This is a genomic window from Streptomyces sp. NPDC045026 (genome assembly GCF_056432625.1).
Genome location: NZ_JBWKIS010000004.1, coordinates 300,664 through 326,117 on the forward strand (window position 1 = coordinate 300,664; position 25,454 = coordinate 326,117).

Here is a 25,454-nt window from a genome sequence, read left to right on the forward strand (position 1 = left end):
CCGGATCGACCGGATCGACCGGACAAGCTGGGCACACCACCGGAAGACACCGGAAGACGCCGCACACTCAGGAGTCACCATGCCGAGGTTCGCAGCGAACCTGTCCATGATGTACGCGGAACACCCCTTCCTCGACCGCTTCGCCGCGGCTTCGGCGGACGGCTTCGAAGCCGTCGAATACCTCTTCCCCTACGCGTACGACGCCGCCGAGCTGCGCCGCCGGCTCGACGACCACGGTCTGCGGCAGGTGCTGTTCAACGCACCTCCCGGAGACTGGGACTCCGGTGAGCGCGGGCTCGCCGCGCTGACCGGCCGCGAGGCGGAGGCGCGCTCCGGGGTCGACCGGGCGCTGGAGTACGCGGCGGCCCTGGGCTGCGCGCAGGTGCACATGATGGCCGGGCTTGTGGAGCCGGACGCCACGCCCGCGGAAGCGGACCGGCACCGCGACACCTACCTCGCCAACCTCACGTGGGCCGCAGAGCAGGCCGCCACGGCGGGCGTCGACATCCTGGTCGAACCCATCAACCGCCGCGACATGCCCGGCTACTTCCTGACCCGGCAGGCCGAGGCCCACGCCGTGGTCCAGGAGGTGGGTGCCCCCAATCTCAAGGTCCAACTCGACCTCTACCACTGCCAGATCGTGGAGGGCGACCTCACCACCACCCTGCGCCGCGACGTACCGACCGGCAGGGTCGGTCATCTGCAGATCGCGGGCGTACCGGAGCGGCACGAACCCGATGGGGGCGAGCTGAACATCCGTCACCTCTTCGGTGTGATCGACGAGTTGGGCTTTGAGGGGTGGATCGGCTGCGAATACCACCCCCGCGCCGGCACGAGCGAAGGTCTCGGCTGGCTGAACGACTATCGAGGAGTACAGGCATGAGGATCGTCATCACGGGTGGCTTCGGCTTCCTGGGGCGGCAGGTCGCCGAACGACTGCTGGAGACGCGGACGTTCCGTGGGGCGCCGATCGACCGGCTGGTGCTCGCGGACCGGTTCGTGCCGGACGGTTCCGCGGTGGCGGACGACCCGCTCGTGGAGATCGTGCGGGGCGACCTGACGGAGCGTCTCGACGAGCTGTTCGCGGAGCCGGTGGACGTGGTGATCCACCTCGCCTCGGCCGTGTCGGCCGAGTGCGAGACCGACTTCGACCTCGGCATGAGCACCAACCTGGACACGACCCGCGCACTGCTCGAGACCGCCCGCGCCCAGACCGCCGCCGGCGGCCCCCGACCACGGGTGGTGTTCTCCAGCAGCGTCGCCGTCTACGGCTCCGACCCGGCGCTGCCGCTGCCCCCGGTGGTCAGCGAGGCGACCCTGCCCACACCGAAGTCGAGTTACGGGACCCAGAAGTTCGTCTGCGAACAGCTGGTCGCCGACTACACGCGCCACGGCTTCCTCGACGGACGCGTAGCCCGTCTGATGACCGTGTCGGTCCGTCCGGGCAAGCCGAACGCGGCCGCGTCCGGATTCCTGTCCGGCATCATCCGCGAGCCCCTCGCGGGCCTGCCGGCCGTCTGCCCGGTCGATCCCGCCCTGCGGGTGGCCGTGGCCTCGCCGCGACGCACGGTCGAGGGGATCCTGCGTATCGCGGAGCTCGACCGCGGCGCCGGGCCGGGCCTGCTCGACGGCGCGATCCCGGTCAACCTTCCCGCGCTCACGGTCTCGGTCGCCGACATGCTGGACACCCTGCGACGGGTGGCCGGCGCCACCGTCGCCGATCTGGTCACGATCGCTCCCGATCCCGGCGTCGAGGCCATCGTCGGCTCCTGGCCCGCCGCCTTCGACAACACGCGCGCCGCCGCACTCGGCCTCGAGCCCGACCCGAGCTTCGAGTCGGTCGTACGGGACTACGTCGCCGCCCACCCCGACGCGGTCACGGCCGGGGCACCGGCCGCAGCCGGGCACCCGGGCTCCGGCCAATAGACTGAGGAACATGTTTTCCAAGGTGAGCGGTCCCGTTCGGCTCACGGACCGGGTCGCCGCGATACTCGCGGCAGAGATCGAGTCCGGGCGCCTGGCCGAGGGCGACAAGCTCCCGACCGAGGTGGAGCTGGTCAAGCAGCTGGGTGTCAGCCGCACGGTGGTGCGCGAGGCGGTCTCGCGGCTCCGCACCGCGGGGCTGGTCGAATCGCGCCAGGGTCTCGGCGTGTTCGTCCTGCCCCGGCGCACCCGCCCCCTCGACCTCGAGGCCGAGTCGGCCGACACCAAGTCGAAGGTGCTGCAGATCGTGGAGGCCCGCTCCGCCCTCGAGGGCGAGGCGGCCTCCCTCGCGGCCACCCGCGCCACACCGGCCGCCCTCGACCGGATGCGTCAGGCCCTGGACGCGATCGACGCGGCGGTCGCGTCCGGGGGTGACGGCGTGGACGAGGACCTCGCCTTCCACGGGTCGGTCGCCGAGTCGACGGGGAACGCCGTGCTGGTATCGACGATGCGGTACCTCGGCGAGGTGGCGCGCAGCGGCATCCGCGTCACCCGTGCCAACGAGGCACGCCGCGGCGACTTCATCGAAGCGGTCCGGCTGGAACACCACGCCATCCTGGCCGCCATCGAGTCCGGCGACCCCGAAGCGGCCCACACCGCGGCCCGCACCCACATGAAGCACGCCGCGTCCCGGCTCCAGGACGCGGACGACAGCTTCTGGACCGAGACGGAGAACCTGGCGGTAGGGCTCGACACCACACCCTGACCGTCCTGGCCGTCCTGACCTTGCCCGCCTTCGGTGCTGAATGAGTGGTTGCTGCCGTCCGCGGTTCGCTGATGAACGGGCCCCCGGGCGCCGACGGGTCGACGACGGCTTCGAGGGCACGGTGCCGAGACCGAAGAAACCGGTCGCTCGGTCCGCGCCGCATCCGTAGTGAGCGGCCCGTGCCCGTCGCGAACTGCGCCCCACACAACAAGTATCAGGCGAGTTCGACGTCATCCGTCGGCACCTGATCGCCGAGCACGGCGCTCAGGAACACGGAGACCGGTCAAGGCAGGATCTCGATGTACCCGTCCGTTCCGTGCACGCGGATCCGCTGTCCGTCCCGGATCAGCCGGGTCGCCTGCTCGACACCCACGACGGCCGGCAGACCGTACTCCCGGGCGATCACTGCGCCATGGGTCATCAGGCCGCCCACCTCCGTCACCAGGCCCGCGATTCCTACGAACAGCGGCGACCAGCTGGGGTCCGTGAACGGCGTGACCAGGATGTCGCCCGCTTCGAGATCGGCCTCCGCCATGTCCAGGATGACGCGGGCCCTTCCCTCGACGGTCCCCGCGGAGACCGGTACGCCGATCAGGGCGCCGGCCGGTACGTCATCGCGCCGGTACGCCCCGGTGACGGCCTCGCCGTCCGATGTGAGCACCCGGGGCGGCGTGAGCGCGTGGTACGAACGGAACGCGTCCTTGCGCTGCCGGATGAGCTCGTCATCCACCTGGTTCGAGCGCACGACGTCGTGGAGTTCCTGGAACGTGAGGAAGAAGATGTCCTCCTTCTCAGGAAGCACACCTGCCTGCACGAGGCGCTCGGCCTCCGCGAACAGGGCCTGCTTGTACACGAAGTAGCGGCTGATGATGCCGTACTTCGGGTACTCCCGGTACCCGATGAAGGTTCTGACCCGGTCGATCATCCCCTTGGCCTCGTCGGCCTTCCGGTCCCCGTCCGGCAGGGCCCGCAGCCGTGACAGCACGTCCTGTTCCTTCTCCTGCGCCCTCAGCCGCCCCTGCTCGAAGCGCCGCCCGGCGGCGCCCGGCTCGAAGTTCCTGACGTTGTCGAGGATCACCGGCACCAGAGTGGTGGGGCGCTCGCTCCAACGTGGCCTCGTGATGTCGATCTCGCCGACGCAGCGCATGCCGTACCGGTCGAGGTAGGCCTCGATGGCGTCGCGCGCTTCGGTCCCGCCCGGGACCTTCGCCAGCTCGTCCAGGAAGGCTGTGTTCTCGACGTTCTCGACGGACTCCACGTTCGCGACGGAGTCGACGCCTTGCAGGTACGCCACCACCTCCGGCTGCGGGCGGATCACGTCCGCGACGTCGAGCAGCGCCAGGCCCATCTCCGACGTGATGTTGTCGGGGGCGGACAGCGTCAGCGTGTCAGCCGCGTTCTTCTCGCCCAGCCACTCCCGCAGCTTGTCGTTGAGCCACCACGTGGCCTCCATCCCCGCCATGATCGCCTGAATGCTCAGCGGATCGCTGAGGACCCGCTTGTGCTCCTCGAAGGCCTCAAGGAGGAAGTCGAACAGCGCCGGTCCGGTCTTCGTCCGGATGTCGCGCTCCAGGGTGGCGACGGATGCCTGGCTGCGCTCGATCAGCTCGGTGACGATGGCGGGATCGGTCTCGATCGGGGCGGGCGCACTCCTGGCCGGAGCGGGCCCGCCGGGACCCGAGTCCGGGAGCGACGGAACGAAGCCGTCGTGGGCGAGGACGGTCTCCATGGCATCCCTGACCAGCGGATCGCCCTTCCCGAAGACGTCCAGGAGGGCGGCGCGGCTCGCGGGTGAGGCCAGGCGCTGGGTGACGTCGACGAACAGCCTCCCGCCGGCCTCGTGCATCGCCACCATGGCCGTCAGCTGCCACATGGAGAATCCCAGGGGCTTCATGGGGTCGGTCATCATCTGCTGATGACCGACGGAGACGTAGACGTGATTCTCCTGGTCGTCGCTCTCGGGGATGGGGAACAGCGTCGTGATCGGCCGGCTCTGGACGATCTGGAAGCCGTCGTCGACCAGGCACCATTCGATGTCCTGCGGGCGGCCGAAGTGCGCTTCGATCCGCCGCCCGAGCTGCACGAGCCGTACGGCCTGCGCATCCGTCAGCGCCGGCTGCTCCTGCCGCTGCGAGTCGATCTCCACTTCCTGCGTACCGCCGTCCGGCAGCGCGAGAACGGCACGCTGTTTGGCGGCGATCGCCCTCTCGACGACTTCGCCGTTCCGCACCTTGAAGACGTCCGGGTTCACGAGGCCGGAGACCAGCGCCTCGCCGAGGCCGAAGCCGGCGTCCACGGTGGCGACCTTCCGGTTGCCCGTGACGGGGTCGGCCGTGAACAGGATGCCGGCCGCTTGCGGGAACACCATCTGCTGCACGACCACGGCCATGTGGACCGTACGGTGGTCGATGCCGTTCCGCCGGCGGTAGGTCACGGCCCGCTCGGTGAACAGCGAGGCCCAGCACCGGCTGATGTGCTGGAGGACCGCCGCCGGCCCCACGACGTTCAGGTACGTGTCCTGCTGGCCGGCGAAGGAGGCCGTCGGCAGGTCCTCCGCCGTCGCGCTGGACCGGACGGCGTAGGCGGCCTGCTCGCCGAGACGGCCGAGCGCGCCGGTGATCGCCGCCGCGAGATCGCCCGGAATGGCAATCTCTTCGATGGCCCGACGAATCTGCGCGCTCAGTGTGCGGATCGCCTCCCGGTCGTCCCCCTCGCCGTCGACGTGGTTCAAGCCCGACAGCTGATCGAGAAGATCGTCGATCGACGGCGCTTGTGCCATGACCCGCCGGAAGGCGTCCGTCGTCACGCAAAAGCCACCCGGTACTCGGATCCCTTCGATCCGCGACAGCCCGCCCAGGTGCGCGCCCTTGCCGCCGACGACCGCGACCTGAGTCTCGTCGACCTCTTGAAGATCCAACACGTACTGCTCAATCACTGCGATACCTCCGGGGCAGCCCACTGGTCCGACCTCACCACGTGCCCCATGCGTCGACAACACACGCCACGTCGTGTCCCTGTTTCCGCAGGTTGCGGCCTAGGCCGACGATTCTGCGCCACGACCCGGCCCTTGCCGCAAGCCCCCCGGTGAGCTATACGTTGAGAGTGGCAGGGAGAGGATTCTCCTTGCCCTTCGTCTTGGGGCCGGATTGTCTTGGGTCCGGATTGTCTTGGGTCCGGAGCGCACGCCGGTTCGCCTCAGTCGGTCACCTGGGCCACCACCGTCGTGCCCGCCCGCACCGTCGGCGTCACATACGTGTACGTCACGCCGTCGACGCGCTTGCTGCGCACCCGCTGCGGAACGCCGTTGACCGTGACGTCCTTGTGGACTCCGGGGAAGCGGGCCTCCCAACGGTAGGCGCTCTTGCGTGAGTTGTTCGTCAGCGTGGTCCTCGTCGCGCCGTCGTGCCGCACGGTGATCCTTCCCGTGCCGATGGGTACGTCCGCCGCCTGGAGCCACTTCATGCCGGACGGCAGCCGCGACTGGGTGGTCACCCTGTGGTTCGGCGCGTCCGGTGTGATGCCCATCAGGCCCTGAACGGTCTGGCTGACCAGGGTGAACGACACCTCGGGGTAGTCGCCGTTGGGCCCCTGGCCGGAGTTGACGTGCTGGAGCTCCCGCTCGCCGTAGATCTTCTTCATCCACGACCACGCCGTGTCGTTACGGTTGTTCCTGAAGAACATGTCAGGCAGGTACGTCGTCGACTCGATGTTGGTCGACCCCTCCGGCCCCAGCTCCTGCGCCTGGATGTAGTCGAGATAGGCGTCGTTGCGCGGGCCGGGATCGAGAATCTGCTTCATCGGCATGAACACACTGTTCTCCTTGCCCCAACCGGTGACCGGGGTGCCGGACAGGGTGTACGCGCGGACCATGCCGGCGCCGCTTCCGGTGCCGCTCCAGTCCTCGTTGAAGTACGTCTTCAGGTCGGCGGCACGCCGGTCGAACGTCCTGGCAAGCGCGGTGTCGCCCTTGCCGCGGGCGAGCGTGGCCATCGCCAGATACGCCTGGTACTGCGCGGCGATGCCGTCCCCGGCCTCGGCGAGGCCGTCGCCGTCCTGCTCGTTGTAGCTGGCCGCGCCGGAGAAGATGCCGTTGCCCGTGCCCTCGGCGACCTTGACCTTTCCGTTGGGCCTGGCGGAGTTGTGCAGGTCGATGAACTCCTCGGTGGCGTGCCGGTAGAAGTCCCACAGCGCCGGGTCGTCCACGTATCTCCGGTCGCCGGTCCAGAGGTACGCCTGGGCCGCCTTCTCCACGAGTTCGAAGACGGCCGGTACCTCGCGCACGAAATTGTCCGGGCTCTTGTAGTCGATGCTCAGGTACGTCTTGGCGTCGAAGTTGAGGGACCACACGGGGAAGAAGTTGTGCGCGGCGGTGGCCGACTGCGCGTACGAACGGAGCATCGTCTCGTTCTCGGCGTCGAGGCCGAGGATGTGGGCGCCGGCGAGCTGGTGGGTCATGTCGCGGGAGTAGTAGGCGCTTCGGTTGGCGTAGCCGGCCCAGTAGGTGGGCGCGTACGGCGCGGTGCCGGTGCCGCCGGTCTGGTTCTCGTCGACGTTGATCGGGCCCGTCGTGCCGGGCAGCTGTACCCAGCTGTTGGCCTTCCTCTTGGCCCAGTCGAACATCTCGGCGGCCTCGGGGTCGGACGAGGTGACCTCGGGGTCGGCGGGCGCGGCAGGCGAGATCATGAGGTCGTCGGCGTTGACCCAGGAGCTGCCGGAGCCGAAGGCGATCTGCAGCCGGTCGCCGGTTTTCAGCTCGACGCGGCTGATGGTGTACCGGGCGTACGCGCGGCGTTCGGGCAGAGTGATCGTCTGGACGGTCTCGCCGTTGCGCCGGATCGTGTACGTGCCGCCGGTTCCGGCGCTTCCGATCCACGCGGAGAAGTCGTAACTGCCGTCTCGGGGCGCGACGATGGTCTGCTCGGCGCTCTTGCCCGCTCCGGCGTCGAGGTAGAGGAAGCGGGCGCCGCCGTGGGAGTTGCCGGTGCCGACCCCGGTGCCCGGTCCGAAGGTCCAGCCCGCGCCGCCACTCTCGAACCCCGGGTCCTGGACGGCGAGTTGGGGGTGGGCGGCGGAAGCGGTGTCCGCGTCTGCCGCGGCCGACAGTGCGGGGGCCATCGGCGTGAGCAGAGCAACAGCGGTGAGCAGTATGAGCCTTGAGGGCTTCATCGGGTCTCCCGGGTCATCGGTCACGGCGAGTGGGCGGGCGGCCGGGTGGTGGCGGCAAGCTAACAGGGGCCCGAGAACCGGTTCAATGGTCATGCACAAGAAACATGGAAGGCTTGCAGACCGGCTGCTATGTTGCCTGGAATGTCGGTCTGAAAGTTTTCATTGCCATCTTGCAAGTAGGACCTGGGGAGGGAACCGATGAAGGTGGGCATCACCGAGGTCGCGGTGCGGGCGCAGGTGAGCGAGGCCACGGTCAGCCGCGTCGTCAACCGGCGCCAGGGCGTGTCGCGCACGACCCGTGAGGCGGTCGAGCAGGCGATGGCCGACCTGGGGTACGAGCGACAGACACGGGGTCAACTCATCGCGGTCATCACCGAGTTCGTCTCCAACCCGTTCTTCGCGGACGTCTGCGAACGCATCGAGTCCACCCTCGCCCCGCACGGCCTGAAGACGGTTCTGTGCCCGTGCTTCCCCGGCGGGGTACAGGAGTTGGACTTCGTGACCTCCCTCGCCGACCGGGGCGTCGCCGCCGTGGTGTTCCTCTCGGCGAGCAACACCATCGAGGGGGCGGACCCGGAGGTGTACGAACTCCTGCGCTCCCGCAGGATCCCGTTCGTCGGCGTCAACGGTCAGTTCGAGGGGGTGGGCGAGGCGCCGGTCTTCTCCACCGACGACCTGCTGGCCGCCGAACTCGCCGTCGACCACCTGTTCCGGCTCGGTCACCGCCGTATCGGCATGGCATCGGGACCGGTCGGCAACCGCCCGGCCGACCGCCGCGTCAGCGGCTTCGTCACCTCGCTCGCCAGACGCGGTGTCGAGGACCCGGAGCAGTGGGTAGTCCGGCAGTCCTACACCGTCGAGGGCGGCCAGTCCGCCGCGATCTCGCTCCTCGGCCGCGGCGCCACGGCCGTCGTCGCCGCCAGCGACTACATGGCCCTGGGTGCGATCCGTGGCGCACGCCGTCAGGGGTACGACGTCCCGGGTGACGTGTCGGTCGTCGGCTACGACGGCACCATGATCATGGACTTCGTCGACCCCCCGCTCACCACGGTGCGCCAGCCGGCCGACCGTCTGGCCTCGGAGGTGGCCCGCAGCGTCCTCGTTTTGGTCGGCAACCGCGACGTACCCGTCGGTGAGCTCCTCTTCGACCCCGAACTGGTGATCCGCGCGAGCACGGCCGCGCCGAAGGCCGAGTGAGGCGCCGACTGTCCGCACGAGGCGCCACCGTGCGTCCAGACCATTGACCTAGACATCGGTTCTATGGACACTCTGCTCGGAGATCCGACCGGGCGGTCGGCGGCAACTTCCCGTATTCATCGGGTGTTTCGTGTTCATGGATGCTCCGGAGGAGCTATGCCAAAGTCTCGGTTCGTGTTTCTCGGCTTGGCGCTCGCGTTGTTCTCAGGCGCCGCCGGTCCTGTCGCCGCAGCGCCCAGCGCGAGACCGGTGGTGGTCGACGTGGACGACTACGGAGCCGACCCCACGGGACGGACGGACTCGACGCCCGCCGTCACGGCGGCGCTGCGGCACGCCAGGAGCATCGACCGGCCGGTCAGGATCGTCTTCTCGCAGGGCACCTACCAGCTGTACCCGGAGCGGGCCGAGAAGCGTGAGCTGTACGTGTCCAACACCGTTGGCGCCGACCAGCGTTACCGGGACAAGAAGATCGGGCTGCTCGTCGAGGACATGCACGACGTCACCGTCGACGGCGGCGGGGCCAAGCTCGTCTACCACGGCCTGCAGACGGCGTTCGCGTCGATCCGTTCGAGCGACGTGACCTTCCAGAACTTCTCCTTCGACTACGCGGCCCCGGAGGTCATCGACGCGACCGTCGCCGACACCGGTGTCACCGACGGACACGCCTACCGAGTCCTGTCGATCCCGGCCGGCAGCCCGTACCAGGTGAACGGCACGCACGTCACCTGGCTCGGCGAGAAGAGCCCGGCCACCGGGCAGCCGTACTGGTCGGGCGTCGACGGACTCCAGTACACACAGATCCACGACCCCAAGGCCGAACGGACCTGGCGCGGGGACAACCCGCTGTTCAACGACGTCGCCTCCGTCACCGACCTCGGTGGCCGCCGGATCCGGATCGACTACACCACTGCGGCACAGCCGGCGGACGCCGGGCTCGTCTACCAGATGCGCCTCATCGAGCGGACGGAGCCGGGCGCCTTCATCTGGCAGTCGAAGAACGTCACGATGCGCTCGATGAACGCCTACTACCTCCAATCCTTCGGTGTGGTGGGGCAGTTCAGCGAGAACATCTCCATCGACAAGGTGAACTTCGCGCCCGATCCGAAGTCCGGCCGGTCGACGGCCTCCTTCGCGGACTTCGTGCAGATGTCCGGCGTCAAGGGGAAGGTCTCGATCACCCGGAGTCTCTTCGACGGCCCGCACGACGACCCGATCAACATCCACGGCACCTACCTCGAAGTCGTGGGGAAACCCGGGCCGAACACCCTCACCCTCGCCTACAAGCACCCGCAGACCGCCGGATTCCCGCAGTTCGCCCCGGGCGACGAGGTCGAGTTCGCCACCAAGCGCACGATGACGCCGCTGGACCCGCACGCGAAGGTCACCGCGGTCGACGGGCCGAGCGGGATGGACCACGAGAAGCCGCTCACCACGATGACCGTCACCTTCGACCGGCCGGTTCCCGCCGGGGTCGAGACCGGCGGCACGGTCGCCGAGAACATCACGGCCACCCCGTCGGTCGTCATCTCCGGCAACGTGTTCCGCAACGTGCCGACCCGCGGCATCCTGGTCACCACCCGCAAGCCCGTACTGATCACCAAAAACCGGTTCGACGCGATGTCCATGGCCAGCATCTACGTCTCCGCCGACGCCTACCAGTGGTACGAGTCCGGGCCGGTCGCCGACCTCACGATCCGAGGGAACTCGTTCACGCGGCCCAGTGGTCCGGTCATCTTCGTGGAGCCGACCAACCAGGTCGTCGACCCCGCGAACCCGGTGCACCACAACATCTCCGTCGAGCACAACTCGTTCGACATCGGTGACGTCACCGTCGTCGACGCCAAGAGCGTCGGCGGCTTCGCCTTCACCGGAAACACCGTCCAGCGGCTGGACGGAGCGGATCAACCGCCCTACACCTCACCGCTGTTCGTCTTCCACGGCAGTTCGGGCATCCGGATCGCACACAACCACTACGACGAGGGCCTCAACAGCCGGCCGCAGATCAACGACTGATCCTGATGTGTCGAGTTGGTCAATGGCCGGGGGCGGCCGAAGTGGCCGGGTCGGGGCGAGGCTGAAGGGCCGCTCCGACCCGGCCGGGACGCGCTTCAGATCATCGCCGGGTCAGCCGTATCACGGTGCTCGGCCGGTCCGTCCGAGGCAACCGCAGAGGCAGGCCGTGCGAGAGCAGGGCCGCCGCGGTGTGCTCGGCGCCGGTGGACTCGTCCACGTAGACCGCGGCCGGGGAGAGGCCGGTCAGCCGCAGATCGCGGTCCCGGCCCCAGGCGATGACCACGACCCGATCGCCGGCCCGGTACTGCACGGCGTCGTCGAGCCGGTACTGCTCGCCGAACTGCACCACCGGGCGGATCTCCTTGTACAGCGCCACCAGGTCACGGGCCTCGGCGAGTTCGGTCCCGCTCCAGCGCGAGAGGTCGCCGCCGATGCCCAGCGCGCCTGCCATCGCCACATGGAAGCGGTAGCGGAGCGGCGTGGTGCGGCCCGTGTGCGGATTGGGGCTGTCGGTGACCCAGGCGGACATGGTGCGCGCCGGATAGACCTGGCTGTAGCCGTGCTGGATGGCCGTGCGGTCGTCGGCGTCCGTGTTGTCGGAGATCCAGGTCTGGTCCGTGCGGGCCAGCATTCCGAGGTCCGCGCGGCCACCACCGCCCGCGCAGCCCTCGATCCGCAGGCCGGGATGGGTGCTGCGCAGCCGGTCGAGCACCGAGTACACGCCCCGCGTGTGGTCGGTCCACAGCCGTTCGGCGTCGGGGTGCCCCGGCCAACCCGCCTCCGTGAGCGCCCGGTTCATGTCCCACTTCAGGAAGTCGATCGCGTACGTGGAGACCAGTCGGTCGAGCCACTTGAAGGCCCACTCGGTGACATCGGTGCGCGCGAAGTTGAGGACGAGCTGGTGGCGCAGTTCGGTGGAGCGGCGGTGCGGCATGTGCAGCACCCAGTCGGGGTGTTCGCGGTACAGATCGCTGTCCGGGTTGGTCATCTCCGGCTCCACCCACAGGCCGAAGCGCATGCCGAGCCCTCGGATCTCCTCGACCAGCGGGCCGAGCCCGTGCGGGAACCGCTCCGGATTCGGGTGCCAGTCGCCGAGCCCGGCCCGGTCGCTGGTGCGCTGCCCGAACCAGCCGTCGTCCACCACGAACAGCTCGACGCCCAGCTCGGCGGCGCGCGCCGCCAGGGCCCGCTGGCCCTCCAGGGTGACGTCCCAGCCGGTCGCCTCCCAGCTGTTGTAGACCACGGGCCGTGGTTCGTCGGGGAGCGGCAGGACGTGCGTGGCGGTGTACCGGTGCCAGCCGCGGCTCGTCGCGCCGAAGCCGCCCCGGCTGAACTGCCCGGCGAACACGGGCGTTCGATGGCTCTCGCCGGACCTGAGCCGCCAGGTCAGACCGTCGTGCCCGGCGCCGCCGGTCACCGTGAACGGGCCGCCCGAGTGGTCGCGCTGAGCAGTGATCCGCCAGCTCCCCGACCAGGCGAGGACCATGCTCCACACCTCGCCGTGGCCCTCGTCCGCGTCACCCGCGTCGACCATCAGCCAAGGATTCCCGAAGTGCCCCGAGACGCCGCGCCGGCTCGTGAACACGGTCTCGGCGTACGGGGCTTCGGTGCGCCGCAGCTGCGTCTCGCCCGACCACTCACCGACCGTGTGACTCAGCCGCACGCCCGACGCAGCCGGCACGGACCAGCTCGCGGCGTCGCAGCGCAGGATTTCGACGGGCTCGTCGGTCGCCTCGTCCCTGCCCAAGTGCCGCAGCGTCAGGGAGCGTTCGACGATGTCGCTGTTGGCGTGCACCGCGTAGTGCAAGGTGCAGCCGAGTGGGTAGTGGCGGTCACGCAGCCGCACGTGGAGCCGGCCGCCGTCGATCTCGTGGCCCTCGTAGACCCACTCGACGCCGCGCGTCCCGTCCGAATACCGCACCAGCAGTGACGGCACCCCGAAGCGGGCGCCGCCCTCCACGGCAAGCTCTTCACCGCCCGTCGAGGCGAAGCTGCTGGTCACACCGTCGTGCGTGGGCAGCGCGGCGACCTGGTCGAGTGTGAGGGGCGCCCCCCAGTGCACATGCCGTGGGCTGTCGTCCGCGCCGATGCGCAGCGCGTACGAGGAGGCGGGGGTCGTGAGCAGGAACGTGCGACTGGGCTCGTCGAAGTACACCTGTGACATGGGCTGGAGCCTAGATCCGAACTCCCTGAATTTAAATATTGACGAAGGAAATTATTGGCTCTACGTTTCCCCCATGTTGCTGAACCGAGCAAAGCTGCTCGCGTCTCCGGCGGCCAACACGGTGTTCACGACAGTGCTCACCCGTGGTCCGGTCGTCCGCCCCGAGATCGCCCGGATCACCGGTCTCTCCTCCGCCGCCGTCACCAAGGCGGTCAAGCCGATGATCGAGGCCGGTTACCTGGAGGAGCTGCCGCAGGGGCCGAGGACCGTCGAAGGTGCGGGGCGTCCCGCGCACCCCCTCGCCGTCCGCGCCGACCGGGAGTTCTTCGTGGGCGTCAAGGTCACGGCCGACGAACTCATCGGTGTGGTGACCGACTTGAGGGCGCAGGTGCGTGCCGCGCACCGGATCCCGGTGACGGACCGGTCGGCCGAGCAGGTCGTCCGCGGTATCGCCGCGCTCGTCGCGGAGCTGACTCCCGCGCACGCCGAGCGGACCCACCACATCGGGGTGTCCGTCTCGGGTGATGTGGACCGGACGGGCGGCGTCGTGCGCTACTCGCCGTTCCTCGGCTGGCGCGACGTGCCGCTGGCCGAACTGGTCGGTGCGGCCACGGGGTTGTCGGTCACGGTCGAGAACGACGTGAAGGCGCTCACCGTCGCGGAGCAGTGGTTCGGCGAGGGTGTGGGCGCGGACTCCTTCGCCCTCGCCACGGTCGGCGTCGGCATCGGCTGCGCGCTCGTGGTCAACGGCCGTCTGGTGGCCGGGGGTTATGGCGTGGCCGGCGAGATCGGCCACATCCCGGTGGCCGCCGGCGACGGGCCCGACTGCCACTGCGGCGCCCGCGGCTGTGTCGAGGCCATCGCCTCCGAGGAGGCCATCGTCGCCCGGGCACGTCGCGCGGCAGGCGAGCCGGACCTCGACATGGCCGGGGCCATCGACCGCGCCCATGGCGGGGACGCCGCCGTGCGCGCCGTCTTCGACGAGGCGGGCAAGGCCATCGGTCTTGGCCTCGCCGCCATGGTCAACCTCGTCGGACCCGAGCGGGTCGTCGTCTCCGGTGAGGGCGTGGCCGCGTACGACCTCTTCGAGGAGCAGATCCGCGCCGCCTTCACCACCCAGGCCTTCGGGACCGCGGCCCGCTGCCCGCTCGTCGTGCGCCCGCTGCCCTGGGAGGAATGGGCGCGCGGGGCCGCCGCCGTCAGCATCCAGTCACTGTTCGCCGCGTGAACCCACGCGATCGCCTGATCTCTCGCACGTCTCCGTTCCCCGGAAGGACCCTGTCATGACTGCCAGTTCCGCCCTGTCCCGCCGGGGATTCCTCGGCACGTCCCTGCTGTTCGTCGCGGGTGCCGCGGTCGGCTGCTCCAACAACCCTCAGGAGACCGCGTCCGCGAAGGGCGCCAAGGTCACCCTCACGCAGTGGTACCACCAGTACGGAGAGGAGGGCACCCAGGCCGCGGTGAAGCGGTACGCCGAGGAGTTCACCAAGGCCAACCCGGAGATCGCGATCAACGTCGTGTGGGGCGCCGACACCTCCCAGTACGAGACCAAGCTGAACGCCGCCCTGCTCGGTGCCGGCGCCCCGGACATCTTCGAACTCGGCGACTTCCGCGCCGAGATGGCCCGCAAGGGACAACTAGAACCCCTCGACGACGTGTACGGCTCCGCCAAGGACGGCTTCGTCAAGGCCGACCTCGACTACCTCACCGTCGACGGCAAGCTCTACGGCATGAAGACCATCGACGACATCATGATGCTCTTCTACCGCAAGTCGATGCTGAAGAAGGCCGGCGTCGCCGTACCCACGACCTTCGCCGAACTCACCGACGCCGCAAAGAAGTTGACGTCCGGCAACGTCAAGGGCCTCTTCATAGGCAACGACGGCATCGGCGACAGCCCTTACCTCCTCGCCTGGTCCCAGGGCAAGGACCTCATCGACGGGAAGAAGGTCGTCTACGCCGACGCCGCCAAGTCCATCGGCGGGCTGCACGATCTGCACTCCGACAAGTCGGTGCTGCTCGGCTTCACCACCGACTGGTACGACGCGGGGGCGTTCACCCAGGGCGCCACCGCCATGCAGTGGTGCGGCCTGTGGGCGCTGCCCACCGTCGAGAAGGCGCTCGGCGACGACTTCGGGGTCGCGCCCTGGCCCGCGTACGACTCCTCCGGGAAGCCCGTCGCCCGGCTCGGCGGCTGGACGCAGGCCGTCAACGCCAAGAGCAAGCACGTCGCGGAGGCCAAGAAGTACCTCCAGTGGCTGTGGATCAAGCAGGCCGACGTCCAGATCGACTGGGCCGTCAAGTACGGCTTCCACGTGCCGCCGCAGACCGAAGTGGCCGCCAAGACACCCGAGTTGAGCAAGGGCGCCGCGAAGGACACCGTCGCCATCGGGACCAAGTACGGCATCTCCTTCCCGGCCGAGTGGACGCAGGCGATGCAGGCCGAGTTCATCGCCGCGGCCGCCGACATCGCCCAGGGCTCGGCGCCGGAGAAGACCCTGAAGAAGGCCCAGGCCAAGGCCCAGTCCGACCTCGACAAGCAGATGGGCTGAACGTCATGACCGCCACCGGCACCACGCCCTTGCAGGGGAGTGCCGCCCGCCCGGCGCCCGCCACGGCGCCGCGCCGCCGGCGGCTGACAGAGCGGCGCTCGAAGGCCCTTGCCTTCGTCGTCCTCACCGCCCCGATGCTGATCGGCCTCGGCGTCTTCCGCTACGTGGCCATCGGCTGGAGCTTCCTGCTCAGCTTCAGTGAGGCCCGCCGCACCATCTCGCTGGGCACCTGGGTCGGCCTCGACAACTACCAACAGCTGCTGAGCGACGAGCGGTTCCGCGACTCACTCACGATGATCGTGCTGTTCACGGCGATGATCGTGCCGATCACCTTCGCCGCGTCCCTGGGCCTCGCCGTCCTCGTCAACCGGGTACGGCGCGGCCGGGCCTTCTTCCGCACGGCCTTCCTGCTGCCCGCGGCGGTCAGCTACGTGGCCGCCGCGATGATCTGGAAGATGGCCCTGTTCAGCGGCGTGCCGTCCGGCCTCGCGAACACGCTCGGCGCGCTGTTCGGCGCCGATCCCACGCCGTGGATCCAGACGCAGAGCCCGCCCCTGTACTGGATCGTGCTCGTCACGCTGCGCCTGTGGCTCCAAGTGGGCCTCTACATGATCCTGTTCATCGCGGGGCTCCAGTCCATTCCGCAGCACCTGTACGAAGCCGCGGCCCTCGACGGCGCCGGCGCCTGGCGCACTTTCCGCAGCATCACCTTCCCCATGCTGCGCAACACGTCGGTCGCGATCCTGCTGCTCATGCTGATCGCCGCGCTCCAGGCCTTCGACGAGTTCTACGCGATCTTCTCCACCGGCGCCTCGCTCGGCAGCGAACCTGTGCGCACCCCCCTCATGCACCTCTACGGCGTCGCCCTCCAGGACCAGGACTACGGCGTCGGCTCCGCCGGAGCCTTCCTGCTCACCCTCCTGATCGTGCTGGTCACGCTCCTCCAGGGCCGGATCCTCGGGTTCTCCCGCGACAAGGACTGATCGGACAAGGACTGAACCCATGAACCGTTACCGAGGGAGCGTGCTCGGCTCCGCCGCCACGTACCTGGTGCTGTGCCTGCTGTCCGTGGTCTTCCTGATCCCGTTCTACGTACTTCTGCGCAACGCCTTCATGACGACGCCGGAAGTCACCGCCACCGACTGGCACTGGCTGCCGTCCGCGCTGAGCTGGGACAACTTCAGCGCCCTGTTCGACAACCCGGAGCGGCCCTTCGGCCGGTCCCTGGCCAACTCACTGCTGATCGCGGTGATCTCGGCCCCGGTGTCCACCCTGCTCGCCTCGATGGCCGGGTACGCGCTGGCCCGGATCAACGTGCCCGGTCGCGGGGTCGTCCTCTCGCTCATCGTCGGCACGCTGATGATCCCGCAGGCCGTGACCTTCCTGCCGACGTTCGTCGTGGTCGGTTCGATGGGCGGCGTGAACACGATGTGGGGCCTGATCGCACCCGGCCTGTTCAACGCTTTCGCCGTCGTGCTCTTCCGCAGCTTCTATCTGTCCTTCCCCGCCGAGATCGAGGAGGCGGGCCGCCTCGACGGCCTCAGCTACCTCGGTGTCTACGGGCGCATCATCCTGCCCAACTCGGTCACGATGATCGCCTCCCTCGGCGCACTGTCCTTCATCGAGGCGTGGAACTCCTTCCTGTGGCCGCTGATGATCGGCCAGGACCCCAACAGCTGGACCGTGCAGATCGCGCTCTCCAGCTTCCTCACCTCCCAGACCGTCAATCTGCCCGAGCTGTTCGCCGGGACGGCCGTGGCGATCCTCCCGCTCGTGATCATGTTCCTGGTCGCCCAGCGCCACATCGTCCAGGGCATCGCGATGTCCGGTCTCAAGTCCTGAAACTCCCTCTCCCTCATACCGGAGGTACTTCCAGTGACCCGTACGACCAGAACGACCCGGCGCGCGGCGCTCACCGCCGCCTGCGCACTGCCCCTCACCCTCGCCCTGTCCACCGGCACCGCCGAGGCCAAGACTCCGTACGTCAAGCCGTTCATGGGCTGGAGCAGCTGGAGCGTCGAGTCCTCCTCCCGTGCCGGGTACGGCACGCACTGGCTGAACGAGGGCAACATCAAGAACGCCGCCGACGCGCTCAGCAGCAAGCTGTCCTCGGCCGGATACAAGAACCTGAACATCGACGCCGGCTGGAACTTCGACTACGACTGGAACTTCCACACCGACGCCAACGGCATCCCGAACGCCGACAAGGACCGCTTCCCCGGCGGCATGCAGTCGCTCTCCGACTACGTCCACGGCAAGGACCTCAAGCTCGGTCTGTACGGCGCCGCCGGACTGGAGAAGGAGGTCTACGACAAGAACGCGCCGATCCTCGGTACTGACTGTCATGCGCAGGACATCGCCGTGAAGCCGCTGACCCCGACCAACAAGTGGGGCGGCAGCTGGAAGATCGACTACAGCAACCCCTGCGCCCAGGACTACATCGACTCGATCGTCGCCCGGTACGCCTCCTGGGGCATCGACTTCATCAAGATCGACGGCGTGACGAAGGACAACGTCGCCGACATCAAGGCGTGGTCCACGGCCATCGACCACAGCGGCCGCAGCATGTGGCTGTCCGCCAGCGCCTGGCCCGTCGACCTGGAGGCCGGCGACGGCCTGCGGCCCTACGCCAACGGCGTCCGCGTCGACACCGACATCGAGTGCTACTGCGAGACCACCAGCACCTGGACCAGCTCCGTCGACGACCGCTTCGCCGACCTCCCCGAGTGGCTGCCCAAGCTGTCCGCCCCGGGCTACCTCGGCGACCTCGACTCGATGCCCATCAACAACAACACCGGCAGCGGACTCCAGGACGGCATCAACGACACGGAGCGGCAGACCGTCATGACCTTCTGGTCGATGGCGTCGTCCCCGCTGTACGTCGGCGGCGACATCTACTTCCTCGACGACAAGGCCAAGGCCATCCTGACCAACCCCGAGGTCATCGCCGTCGACCAGGCCGCCGTCCTGCCGAAGCAGATCCGCTCCGGTGACACGCAGGTGTGGACAAAGAAGGTGGGCGGCGCCCGGTACCTCGCGGTCTACAACCTCGGCTCCGAGGCCACCGACATCACGGTCGACCTGGGGGACCTGGGCGTCAAGCGCCCCCAGCACCTGCGCGACGTCGTCGCCCGCAAGGACCTCGGCACCGCCAAGGGCTCCTGGACCGCCACCGCCGTCCCGGCCCACGGCTCCCGCCTGATCAAGCTCTCCTGACCGCCCGTCACGTCCAAGGAGCCGCACATGAGAAACGGACCCTCCAGACGCCTGGTCCTCGGCCTCGGCGGAGCCCTCGCGCTGAGCGCCCTGCCCGCCTTCACCGCGCACGCCGCGCCGTCCCGCCCCACCACGTCCCCGCTGGTGCCGACCGGCGAGGCGACGACCCTGTGGTACCCCGAGCCCGCCGACGAGGACCTCCTCATCGAGCAGGGCCTGCCGCTGGGCAACGGCCGCCTCGGTGCCCTCGTCGGCGCCGACCCGGCCCGGGAACTCCTGCACGTCACCGACGCCACCCTGTGGACCGGCGGCGCCAACACCACCCTCGACTCCGACGGCCAATTCCTGTACGGGCGCGACGATTTCGGCAGCTTCACCCTGCTCGCCCGCGTCATGCTGTACCTGCCGGGACACGAGCGCTCCGCCGTCAGCGACTACCGCCGCACGCTCGACCTCAGCAACGGCCTCGTCACCACGACGTACACCAAGGACAAGGTCCGCTACACCCGGGAGATGTTCGCCAGCGCGCCCGACGACACCATCGTCGTCCGGCTGAGCCAGAGCGGCGGCGGCTCCCTCACCGGCGCCGTCATCCTCTCCGGCACCCACGGCGAGACGACGGGCGTCGACAAGGACCGCAACCTCGCCTCCTTCTCCGCCGCCCTCGGCAACAAGCTGCGCTACGCCGCGGCGGTCACCGCCGCCGGGGACGGGACGATCACCGCCACCGGAACCCGCGTCACGTTCACCGACTGCTCCGAGGTCACCCTCGTCATCAGCGGCGGCACCGACTACGCGCCGAGCCACGCCACCGGCTACCGGAACCCGGACGCAAACCCGCTCGCCCTCGCCGAGGACAAGGCCCTCGCGGCGGCCCGGACTTCGGCCGTGCGGCTGCGCGACACCCACGTCGCCGACTACCGCGCCCGCTACGACCGCCTCACCCTCGACCTCGGCCGCTCCGGCGGCGGTCAGCGCCGGATGGACACCTGGTCACGCCTGAAGGCGCGCGCGGCCGACGGATCGGCGCCCGACCCGGAACTGGAGGCGAGCTACCTCCAGTTCGGTCGCTACCTGACCATCTGCGGTTCGCGTGACGGGCTGCCCATGGGACTCCAGGGACTGTGGCTGGAGGGCAACACCCCGGACTGGATGGGCGATTACCACACCGACATCAACCTCCAGATGAACTACTGGCTGGCCGACCGGGCCGGCCTCGGCGACACCTTCCCCGCCTTCGCCGACTACTGCCTGGCCCAGCTCCCCGCGTGGAGCGAGGTGACGCAGAAGCAGTTCAACGACTCCCGCAACCGCTACCGCAACACCTCCGGCAAGGTCGCGGGCTGGACCGTCGCCTTCTCCACGAACCCCTACGGCGGCCTGGGCTGGTGGTGGCACCCGGCGGGCAACGCCTGGCTGTGCGAATCCCTCTACGAGCACTACGAGTACACGCAGGACGAGCGGTACCTGGCGCGGATCATGCCGCTCCTCAAGGGCGCCTGCGAGTTCTGGGAAGCACGCCTGATCACCATGACCGTCGACGGCCGCGAGGTCCTCGTCGACGACCACGACTGGTCGCCCGAACAGGGCCCGCAGGACGCCCGCGGCATCACGTACACCCAGGAACTCCTGTGGTCCCTCTTCGGCCATTACGAGCAGGCGTGCCGCGCACTCGGCCGCGACGCCGAACACGGCGCCGCCGTAGGAAAGTTGCGGGACCGTCTCTATCTCCCGAAGGTCAGCCCGAAGTCCGGGCGCCTGGAGGAGTGGATGAGCGAGGACGACCTCGGCGAGACCACCCATCGCCACCTCTCGCCGCTCATCAACCTGTTCCCCGGCGACCGTATCCGCCCGGACGCCGGCGATCCCGAACTCCTCAAGGGAGCAAGGGAGTTGCTGACTTCCCGCGGCATGGAGAGCTATGGGTGGGCCTGTGCGTGGCGGGCGGCGTGCTGGGCGCGGCTCAAGGACGCCGACAAGGCCTACCGCCTGCTGCTGACGAACCTGAAGCCCTGGGCGGGCGGTGACACCGGCACAGCCATGAACTTCTTCGACATGTACCGGGTCTCCGACACCCGGGCGATCTTCCAGATCGACGCCAACCTCGGCACTCCCACCGCGATGCTGGAAATGCTCGTCCACTCCCGCCCCGGCCACATCGAACTGTTGCCGGCGCTCCCCGACGCCTGGGCCGCATCCGGCTCGGTCAAGGGCGTGGGAGCCCGCGGCGGATTCACCGTGGACATGACGTGGGAGCGAGGCCGCGTACGCCGGGCGACGCTGCACAGCGTCGGGGGACGCAGCACCACCGTCACCGCGGGCGGCCGCAGCACGACCGTCACCCTGCGGCCCGGTCAGTCGATGAGGCTCACGGACCTCCAGGGCTGAACCGGTCGGTACGACCGGTTCACGCGGCAGGGCGCCCGGCCTCACGGGCGCCCTGCCGTGCACCGCGCTTTCCCGGGGACGTCCGTGCCTGAAGGGCGGCCTGAACGGGACGAGTCGAACGACGAGTTGAACGACGACCCGAACGTCGAGATGAACGTCTAGATGAACGGAGAAAGTGCCGATGACCCTCGGTCAGCCGTACCGACAGTCGTACCGGGCGGGGCGCAGCCGCGCCGTCCGCAGACCTTCGCGGTCCCTGTTCGGAGCGCTGCTCGCGCTCACCCTGGCAGCCGCGTCGGTGGGCACCGCGAACGCGGCCACGCAGCCGGCGCACGCCCCGGGCACCCGGGTGAGCGCCTGGTCGCCGAGCATGACGACCGGCGGCCCGTCCTTCGAGAACCAGACCATCCGGATGGTCGTGCACAGCAGCGTCGCGGGATCGCGCGCCCGGATCACTCTCTCGAACCGCTACAGCCCCGGGCCGCTCGACGTGGCGGGCGCGACCGTCGCCGTCCAGGCGCAGGGCGGCGAGGCAAGGCCGGGCACCACCCGGCGCATCACCTTCGGCGGCTCGGACCGCGTCGCGCTCCCGGCCGGCGACGAGACCGTCAGCGACGTAGTCCCGATCTCGGTGGAGGCGGGGCAGAACCTGCTCGTCAGCCTCTACGTGCCCGGCGCGACCGGCATGTCGACCTGGCACTCGGACGCCTTCGACACGACCTACACGGCCCCGGGCGATCACACAGGGGACGACAGCGCGGCCGGATTCGTCACCACCTCGACCTCCTGGTACTACCTGGCGGGTCTCGACGTCCTGTCTCCGACGGCGAAAGGCACGGTCGTCGCGTTCGGCGACTCCATCACCGACGGATACCACTCCTCGACCGGTACCTACACCCGGTGGCCCGACGTGCTCGGCCGCCGCCTCGAAGCCGAGCCGGGCCCGCAGCGGCTGAGCGTCGTCGACGCCGGTATCGGCGGCAACCGCGTGCTCACCGATGTCCCCAACCTCTGGCAGGGCGTCAGCGCCCTGAAGCGGTTCCGCCACGACGCCCTCGGTCAGCCCGGCGTCAAAGACGTGATTCTCTTCGAAGGCATCAACGACATCGGCAACAACGCCGGTCCCGACGGCGGACCGCTGACCGCGCAGGACCTGATCGACGGCTGGCGCACCCTGATCGACGAGGCGCACGCCGCCGGTGTCCGGGTCGTCGGCGCGACGCTGATGCCGGTCAAGGGCAACGGCTACTACACGCCCGCCGCCGAGGCGATCCGCCGCAGCGTCAACGACTGGATCCGCACCGGCGGCGCCTTCGACGGCGTCATCGACTTCGACCGGGTCATGCGCGACCCCGCGGACCCCTCGGCCCTCAATCCCGCCTACGACTCGGGCGATCACATCCACCCGGACGACGCGGGCATGAAGGCCATGGCGGATGCGGTCGACCTTCGCCTGCTGCGGCACTGACACGGGACTGCCCGAGAGGGTCAGCAGGTGCTCGGTGCGGTCCTGCCGGCGAAGCGGTCCGCGAGCCAGGGGACGCCCTCGGCGCTGGTGGCCGCGGTCGCTGCGATGTGGCCGGGGACGTGGTTGCCGGCGAACCTCACCGTCGCGCCCAGGCGGCACCAGTCGGCGGCCAGGTTCTTGCCGATCTGCTGGGGAACGACGTCGTCCAGGGAGCTGTGGGAGAGCAGGACAGGCGTCACGGGCTTGCGCTTGCCCAGCTGTTGTTCGGCCACGATCGTGTCCCAGGGGGCGCGCTTGAGGCGCTCGGTCAGCGGACGCCCGTCCACGGTCAGGAAACGCGAGTTCAGGAAGGGGTACTTGGCGAGGGCCTGCGTCGTGCACAGGTTGTCGCGCAGGTCGTTCGTCACGCGTTTGCCGTGGGCGGTCAGGTACGGGGCGATGTCGATGCCGTACGAGGTGGCGAGGCCGGAGAGGGCGTAGTTGAAGAACGCTCCGTAGGCCGAGCCGTCCATGCTGTCGGCCACCTTGTTCATGTCCGCGGGTGGAGCGCCGACGACTGCGCCCTTGATCTTCAGTTCGGGCGCGTAGGCGGGGGCCAGTTCGGCGGCGGACGCCGTCGCGCCGCCGCCCTGTGAGTAGCCGTAGAGCGCGACCGGGCCGGCGTCCGGGAGATCTACGGAGACCAGACGCTGGGCCGCCCGGACGGAGTCCAGGGCGGCGCGCCCCTGGGCCTCGCGGTCCATGTAGGTGTGGATTCCGGGTGTGCCCAGCCCTTGGTAGTCGGTCACCACCACGGCATAGCCCTGGTCGAGGAGCTTCTTGATGGGCAGCGCCTCGTACTCGGTGCCTTCGGCCAGCTGGCGGGAGGGGGCGCACTTGTCGGCCAGGCCCTGGGTGCCGGGGGCGAAGGCGACGATCGGGCGTTGACCGTGTGGGGACGCTTCGGGGGTCAACACGGTGCCGGTGACGGCGATGGCCTTCCCGGTGCGATCGGTGGTGCGGTACATGATCCGGTGCGCGGTGGCCTTGACCTTGATCGCCTTGAGCGGATCCAGGTAGAAGACGCTCGGCTCCGAACTGAGGACGTCGCCGTTGTCGGCGGGCAGGCTCGTCGGCCGTTGCTGTGTGCGCAGTGGGTCGGCGGCGGCCGCCTCGCCGGACGGCACGGTGAAGGTGAGCGCGGCGGAGGCTGCGGCGGTGAACGCGGCCACAGCCCGCCCACCCAGGGCACGACGACAAAGCACGAGGGCTCCTCGGTCAGGGATTCAGGAAGATCCACTAACTACCGGAGACGCGGTACCCAACTACGCACATACGCCGAAGTGTCGCATTTACGGCCTAAATCAATCCACGCAGCACTCCCCCGTCTACACGACCTTGTCTGTCAGGTGGTTGAGTACGAGGTCGTGGAGGTCGCGGCTGCGCAGAACTCCCGCCCGGAGCGGTGGCGGCAAGTCCGGCACGGCGACCACCGCGAGCACGGGCACGACGACGTGCTACTACGCGATGGGCATGAACCAGTGCACCACCACCGGTGGCGCCCGGCCATGACCGACAACTCGACCAACACCGGCAACAGCTGCAACGGAACGGGCTCCGGCTACCTGGCCTGCCCCGGCATGATGGGCGAGACGGGCAACCCCGCGCTCATCAAGGAAGTCACGGCTGCTGGCAACGGCTCGGCTTCATCAAGGTGTTCCGGTCAGATGCCTGGCCGGCGGACACCACGGGCGAGGAGGTGACGGGCCAGGACCTGGCGGACCTCCTGGCCGACCCGCACAGCTGGGAGTACTCCGAGGAACCGACCCGCTGGATCTGCGTGGCCGCCGGCGACCGGGACATTCACGAGCTGGAGGAAGGAATGTGCGACAGGAAGCCGTGACCGGCCTCTCCTGACACGACGGTCCCGTCCGATGGTCCTCATGAACCATCGGACGGGACCTCTGCTGTTTCCCTCGCCTGCCCGTCGCCTCGGGCCCGTCGCCTCGGGCCCGGAGGTCGGCCCACAGGTCGGGATAGAGGTCGGGCCGCATCCGCGAGGACATCCCCCGCTTCCTCACTCCGGCGGGCCGGGTGCGGCGCACAGCGCCCAGATCACGAAGACGTTGAGCGCGATCAGGACGATGGCCCAGACCGGTGCGTAGGGGGCCCACAGGAAGTTCGCGAGCATCGCCAGGCCGGTCAGCGCGACGCCGACGACCCTGGCCCAGGTGGCGCCCGTGAACAGGGCGACTCCGACGAGAATGACGATGATGCCCAGGATCAGATGGATCCAGCCCCATGCGGTGAGGTCGAACTGGTACACGTAGTTGCGCGTGGCGACGAACACGTTGTCCTTCGCGATGGCGGCGATGCCCTGGAGGAGCATCATCAGGCCGCCGAAGACCATGAGGACGGCGGCGAAGACCAGCCAGCCGCTGCCTAGGCCGGTGCTTGGCGCACTGCTCGGCGAACTCCTCGCCGTGCCCGAGCCTGTTCCACTCACGTTGCTGGCCATCGCCGGCTCCTTCGTGTCGGACCGCCCCGCACGACCGCGCGCTCGCGCTCGGCCGATCGGGCTACTTCCAATCTCAGCCCGCCGAGATCGCTTCGCACCTCGGG

18 protein-coding genes are annotated in these 25,454 nt (G+C 69.2%); 13 read left to right on the top strand and 5 right to left on the bottom strand.

Annotated features, from left to right (window positions below; translation table 11 throughout):
- Positions 1-79 precede the first annotated feature (79 nt).
- The 3 genes from otnI to AC07EJ_RS11910 are packed head-to-tail and all read left to right on the top strand — an operon-like array spanning position 80 to position 2,689.
- Positions 80-883 (top strand): 2-oxo-tetronate isomerase, encoded by an 804-nt coding sequence (otnI, locus tag AC07EJ_RS11900; protein ID WP_389476612.1) that lies wholly within the window; start codon positions 80-82, stop codon positions 881-883.
- Positions 880-1,926 carry a D-erythronate dehydrogenase gene (gene denD / locus AC07EJ_RS11905; RefSeq protein ID WP_389476614.1) on the top strand — a complete coding sequence of 349 codons (1,047 nt, stop codon included), beginning with the start codon at positions 880-882 and terminating at the stop codon, positions 1,924-1,926. The genes otnI and denD overlap by 4 nt, the downstream gene beginning before the upstream one ends.
- A 10-nt stretch (positions 1,927-1,936) precedes the next feature.
- A complete protein-coding gene (locus tag AC07EJ_RS11910) occupies positions 1,937-2,689 on the top strand; it encodes a FadR/GntR family transcriptional regulator (RefSeq protein ID WP_478884147.1) in 753 nt (250 codons plus the stop codon).
- Between the two features lie 283 nt (positions 2,690-2,972).
- Here the strand turns inward: AC07EJ_RS11910 and rph are convergent, their stop codons facing one another.
- A complete protein-coding gene (gene rph / locus AC07EJ_RS11915; protein WP_389476618.1) occupies positions 2,973-5,624 on the bottom strand; it encodes a rifamycin-inactivating phosphotransferase in 2,652 nt (883 codons plus the stop codon).
- A gap of 260 nt (positions 5,625-5,884) precedes the next feature.
- Positions 5,885-7,855, bottom strand: a complete 1,971-nt coding sequence (locus AC07EJ_RS11920) for a carbohydrate-binding protein (protein ID WP_478884148.1) — start codon at positions 7,853-7,855, stop codon at positions 5,885-5,887.
- Positions 7,856-8,053: 198 nt separating this feature from the next.
- Here AC07EJ_RS11920 and AC07EJ_RS11925 point away from each other — a divergent pair, with 198 nt between their 5' ends.
- Positions 8,054-9,052, top strand: a complete 999-nt coding sequence (locus AC07EJ_RS11925; RefSeq protein ID WP_389476622.1) for a LacI family DNA-binding transcriptional regulator — start codon at positions 8,054-8,056, stop codon at positions 9,050-9,052.
- Between the two features lie 261 nt (positions 9,053-9,313).
- The gene (locus tag AC07EJ_RS11930) at positions 9,314-11,065 is read left to right on the top strand and encodes an alpha-1,3-galactosidase-related protein (RefSeq protein ID WP_478884149.1); all 1,752 of its coding nucleotides are present in this window, start codon (positions 9,314-9,316) and stop codon (positions 11,063-11,065) included.
- Positions 11,066-11,165: 100 nt separating this feature from the next.
- On the opposite strand, the gene AC07EJ_RS11935 is transcribed toward AC07EJ_RS11930, so the two are convergent.
- Positions 11,166-13,229 (bottom strand): alpha-galactosidase, encoded by a 2,064-nt coding sequence (locus AC07EJ_RS11935; protein WP_389476626.1) that lies wholly within the window; start codon positions 13,227-13,229, stop codon positions 11,166-11,168.
- Between the two features lie 73 nt (positions 13,230-13,302).
- Between AC07EJ_RS11935 and AC07EJ_RS11940 the strand changes: the two genes are divergently transcribed.
- The 7 genes from AC07EJ_RS11940 (at position 13,303) to AC07EJ_RS11970 (ending at position 22,853) form a co-directional block, all read left to right on the top strand.
- A complete protein-coding gene (locus tag AC07EJ_RS11940; protein ID WP_389476628.1) occupies positions 13,303-14,457 on the top strand; it encodes an ROK family protein in 1,155 nt (384 codons plus the stop codon).
- A gap of 55 nt (positions 14,458-14,512) precedes the next feature.
- A complete protein-coding gene (locus tag AC07EJ_RS11945; RefSeq protein WP_478884150.1) occupies positions 14,513-15,781 on the top strand; it encodes an ABC transporter substrate-binding protein in 1,269 nt (422 codons plus the stop codon).
- A gap of 5 nt (positions 15,782-15,786) precedes the next feature.
- On the top strand, positions 15,787-16,764 hold the full coding sequence (locus AC07EJ_RS11950; RefSeq protein ID WP_329567071.1) for a carbohydrate ABC transporter permease: 978 nt from the start codon (positions 15,787-15,789) through the stop codon (positions 16,762-16,764).
- Between the two features lie 19 nt (positions 16,765-16,783).
- The gene (locus tag AC07EJ_RS11955) at positions 16,784-17,623 is read left to right on the top strand and encodes a carbohydrate ABC transporter permease (RefSeq protein WP_389476632.1); all 840 of its coding nucleotides are present in this window, start codon (positions 16,784-16,786) and stop codon (positions 17,621-17,623) included.
- Positions 17,624-17,656: 33 nt separating this feature from the next.
- Positions 17,657-18,997: a glycoside hydrolase family 27 protein gene (locus AC07EJ_RS11960; protein WP_389476634.1), complete on the top strand. Its 1,341-nt coding sequence runs from the start codon at positions 17,657-17,659 to the stop codon at positions 18,995-18,997.
- A 27-nt stretch (positions 18,998-19,024) separates the two neighbouring features.
- The gene (locus AC07EJ_RS11965) at positions 19,025-21,385 is read left to right on the top strand and encodes a glycoside hydrolase family 95 protein (protein ID WP_478884151.1); all 2,361 of its coding nucleotides are present in this window, start codon (positions 19,025-19,027) and stop codon (positions 21,383-21,385) included.
- 181 nt (positions 21,386-21,566) lie between these two features.
- Positions 21,567-22,853 carry an SGNH/GDSL hydrolase family protein gene (locus tag AC07EJ_RS11970; RefSeq protein WP_478884152.1) on the top strand — a complete coding sequence of 429 codons (1,287 nt, stop codon included), beginning with the start codon at positions 21,567-21,569 and terminating at the stop codon, positions 22,851-22,853.
- Between the two features lie 20 nt (positions 22,854-22,873).
- Here AC07EJ_RS11970 and AC07EJ_RS11975 read toward each other — a convergent pair whose 3' ends face one another.
- Complete coding sequence (locus AC07EJ_RS11975; protein ID WP_478884153.1) at positions 22,874-24,064, bottom strand: alpha/beta fold hydrolase; 1,191 nt, start codon at positions 24,062-24,064, stop codon at positions 22,874-22,876.
- Positions 24,065-24,546: 482 nt separating this feature from the next.
- Here AC07EJ_RS11975 and AC07EJ_RS11980 point away from each other — a divergent pair, with 482 nt between their 5' ends.
- Positions 24,547-24,735 carry a hypothetical protein gene (locus AC07EJ_RS11980; RefSeq protein WP_478884154.1) on the top strand — a complete coding sequence of 63 codons (189 nt, stop codon included), beginning with the start codon at positions 24,547-24,549 and terminating at the stop codon, positions 24,733-24,735.
- A 174-nt stretch (positions 24,736-24,909) separates the two neighbouring features.
- Here AC07EJ_RS11980 and AC07EJ_RS11985 read toward each other — a convergent pair whose 3' ends face one another.
- On the bottom strand, positions 24,910-25,350 hold the full coding sequence (locus AC07EJ_RS11985) for a DUF7144 family membrane protein (RefSeq protein WP_389476646.1): 441 nt from the start codon (positions 25,348-25,350) through the stop codon (positions 24,910-24,912).
- Positions 25,351-25,454 lie beyond the last annotated feature (104 nt).

Excerpts from the sequence above, each read along its gene's own strand:
- otnI (WP_389476612.1), top strand. The coding sequence starts at position 80 with ATGCCGAGGTTCGCAGCGAACCTGTCCATGATGTACGCGGAACACCCC.
- denD (WP_389476614.1), top strand. The coding sequence starts at position 880 with ATGAGGATCGTCATCACGGGTGGCTTCGGCTTCCTGGGGCGGCAGGTC.
- AC07EJ_RS11910 (WP_478884147.1), top strand. The coding sequence starts at position 1,937 with ATGTTTTCCAAGGTGAGCGGTCCCGTTCGGCTCACGGACCGGGTCGCC.
- AC07EJ_RS11920 (WP_478884148.1), bottom strand. The coding sequence starts at position 7,855 with ATGAAGCCCTCAAGGCTCATACTGCTCACCGCTGTTGCTCTGCTCACG.
- AC07EJ_RS11925 (WP_389476622.1), top strand. The coding sequence starts at position 8,054 with ATGAAGGTGGGCATCACCGAGGTCGCGGTGCGGGCGCAGGTGAGCGAG.
- AC07EJ_RS11935 (WP_389476626.1), bottom strand. The coding sequence starts at position 13,229 with ATGTCACAGGTGTACTTCGACGAGCCCAGTCGCACGTTCCTGCTCACG.
- AC07EJ_RS11940 (WP_389476628.1), top strand. The coding sequence starts at position 13,303 with ATGTTGCTGAACCGAGCAAAGCTGCTCGCGTCTCCGGCGGCCAACACG.
- AC07EJ_RS11945 (WP_478884150.1), top strand. The coding sequence starts at position 14,513 with ATGACTGCCAGTTCCGCCCTGTCCCGCCGGGGATTCCTCGGCACGTCC.
- AC07EJ_RS11950 (WP_329567071.1), top strand. The coding sequence starts at position 15,787 with ATGACCGCCACCGGCACCACGCCCTTGCAGGGGAGTGCCGCCCGCCCG.
- AC07EJ_RS11955 (WP_389476632.1), top strand. The coding sequence starts at position 16,784 with ATGAACCGTTACCGAGGGAGCGTGCTCGGCTCCGCCGCCACGTACCTG.
- AC07EJ_RS11965 (WP_478884151.1), top strand. The coding sequence starts at position 19,025 with ATGAGAAACGGACCCTCCAGACGCCTGGTCCTCGGCCTCGGCGGAGCC.
- AC07EJ_RS11970 (WP_478884152.1), top strand. The coding sequence starts at position 21,567 with ATGACCCTCGGTCAGCCGTACCGACAGTCGTACCGGGCGGGGCGCAGC.
- AC07EJ_RS11985 (WP_389476646.1), bottom strand. The coding sequence starts at position 25,350 with ATGGCCAGCAACGTGAGTGGAACAGGCTCGGGCACGGCGAGGAGTTCG.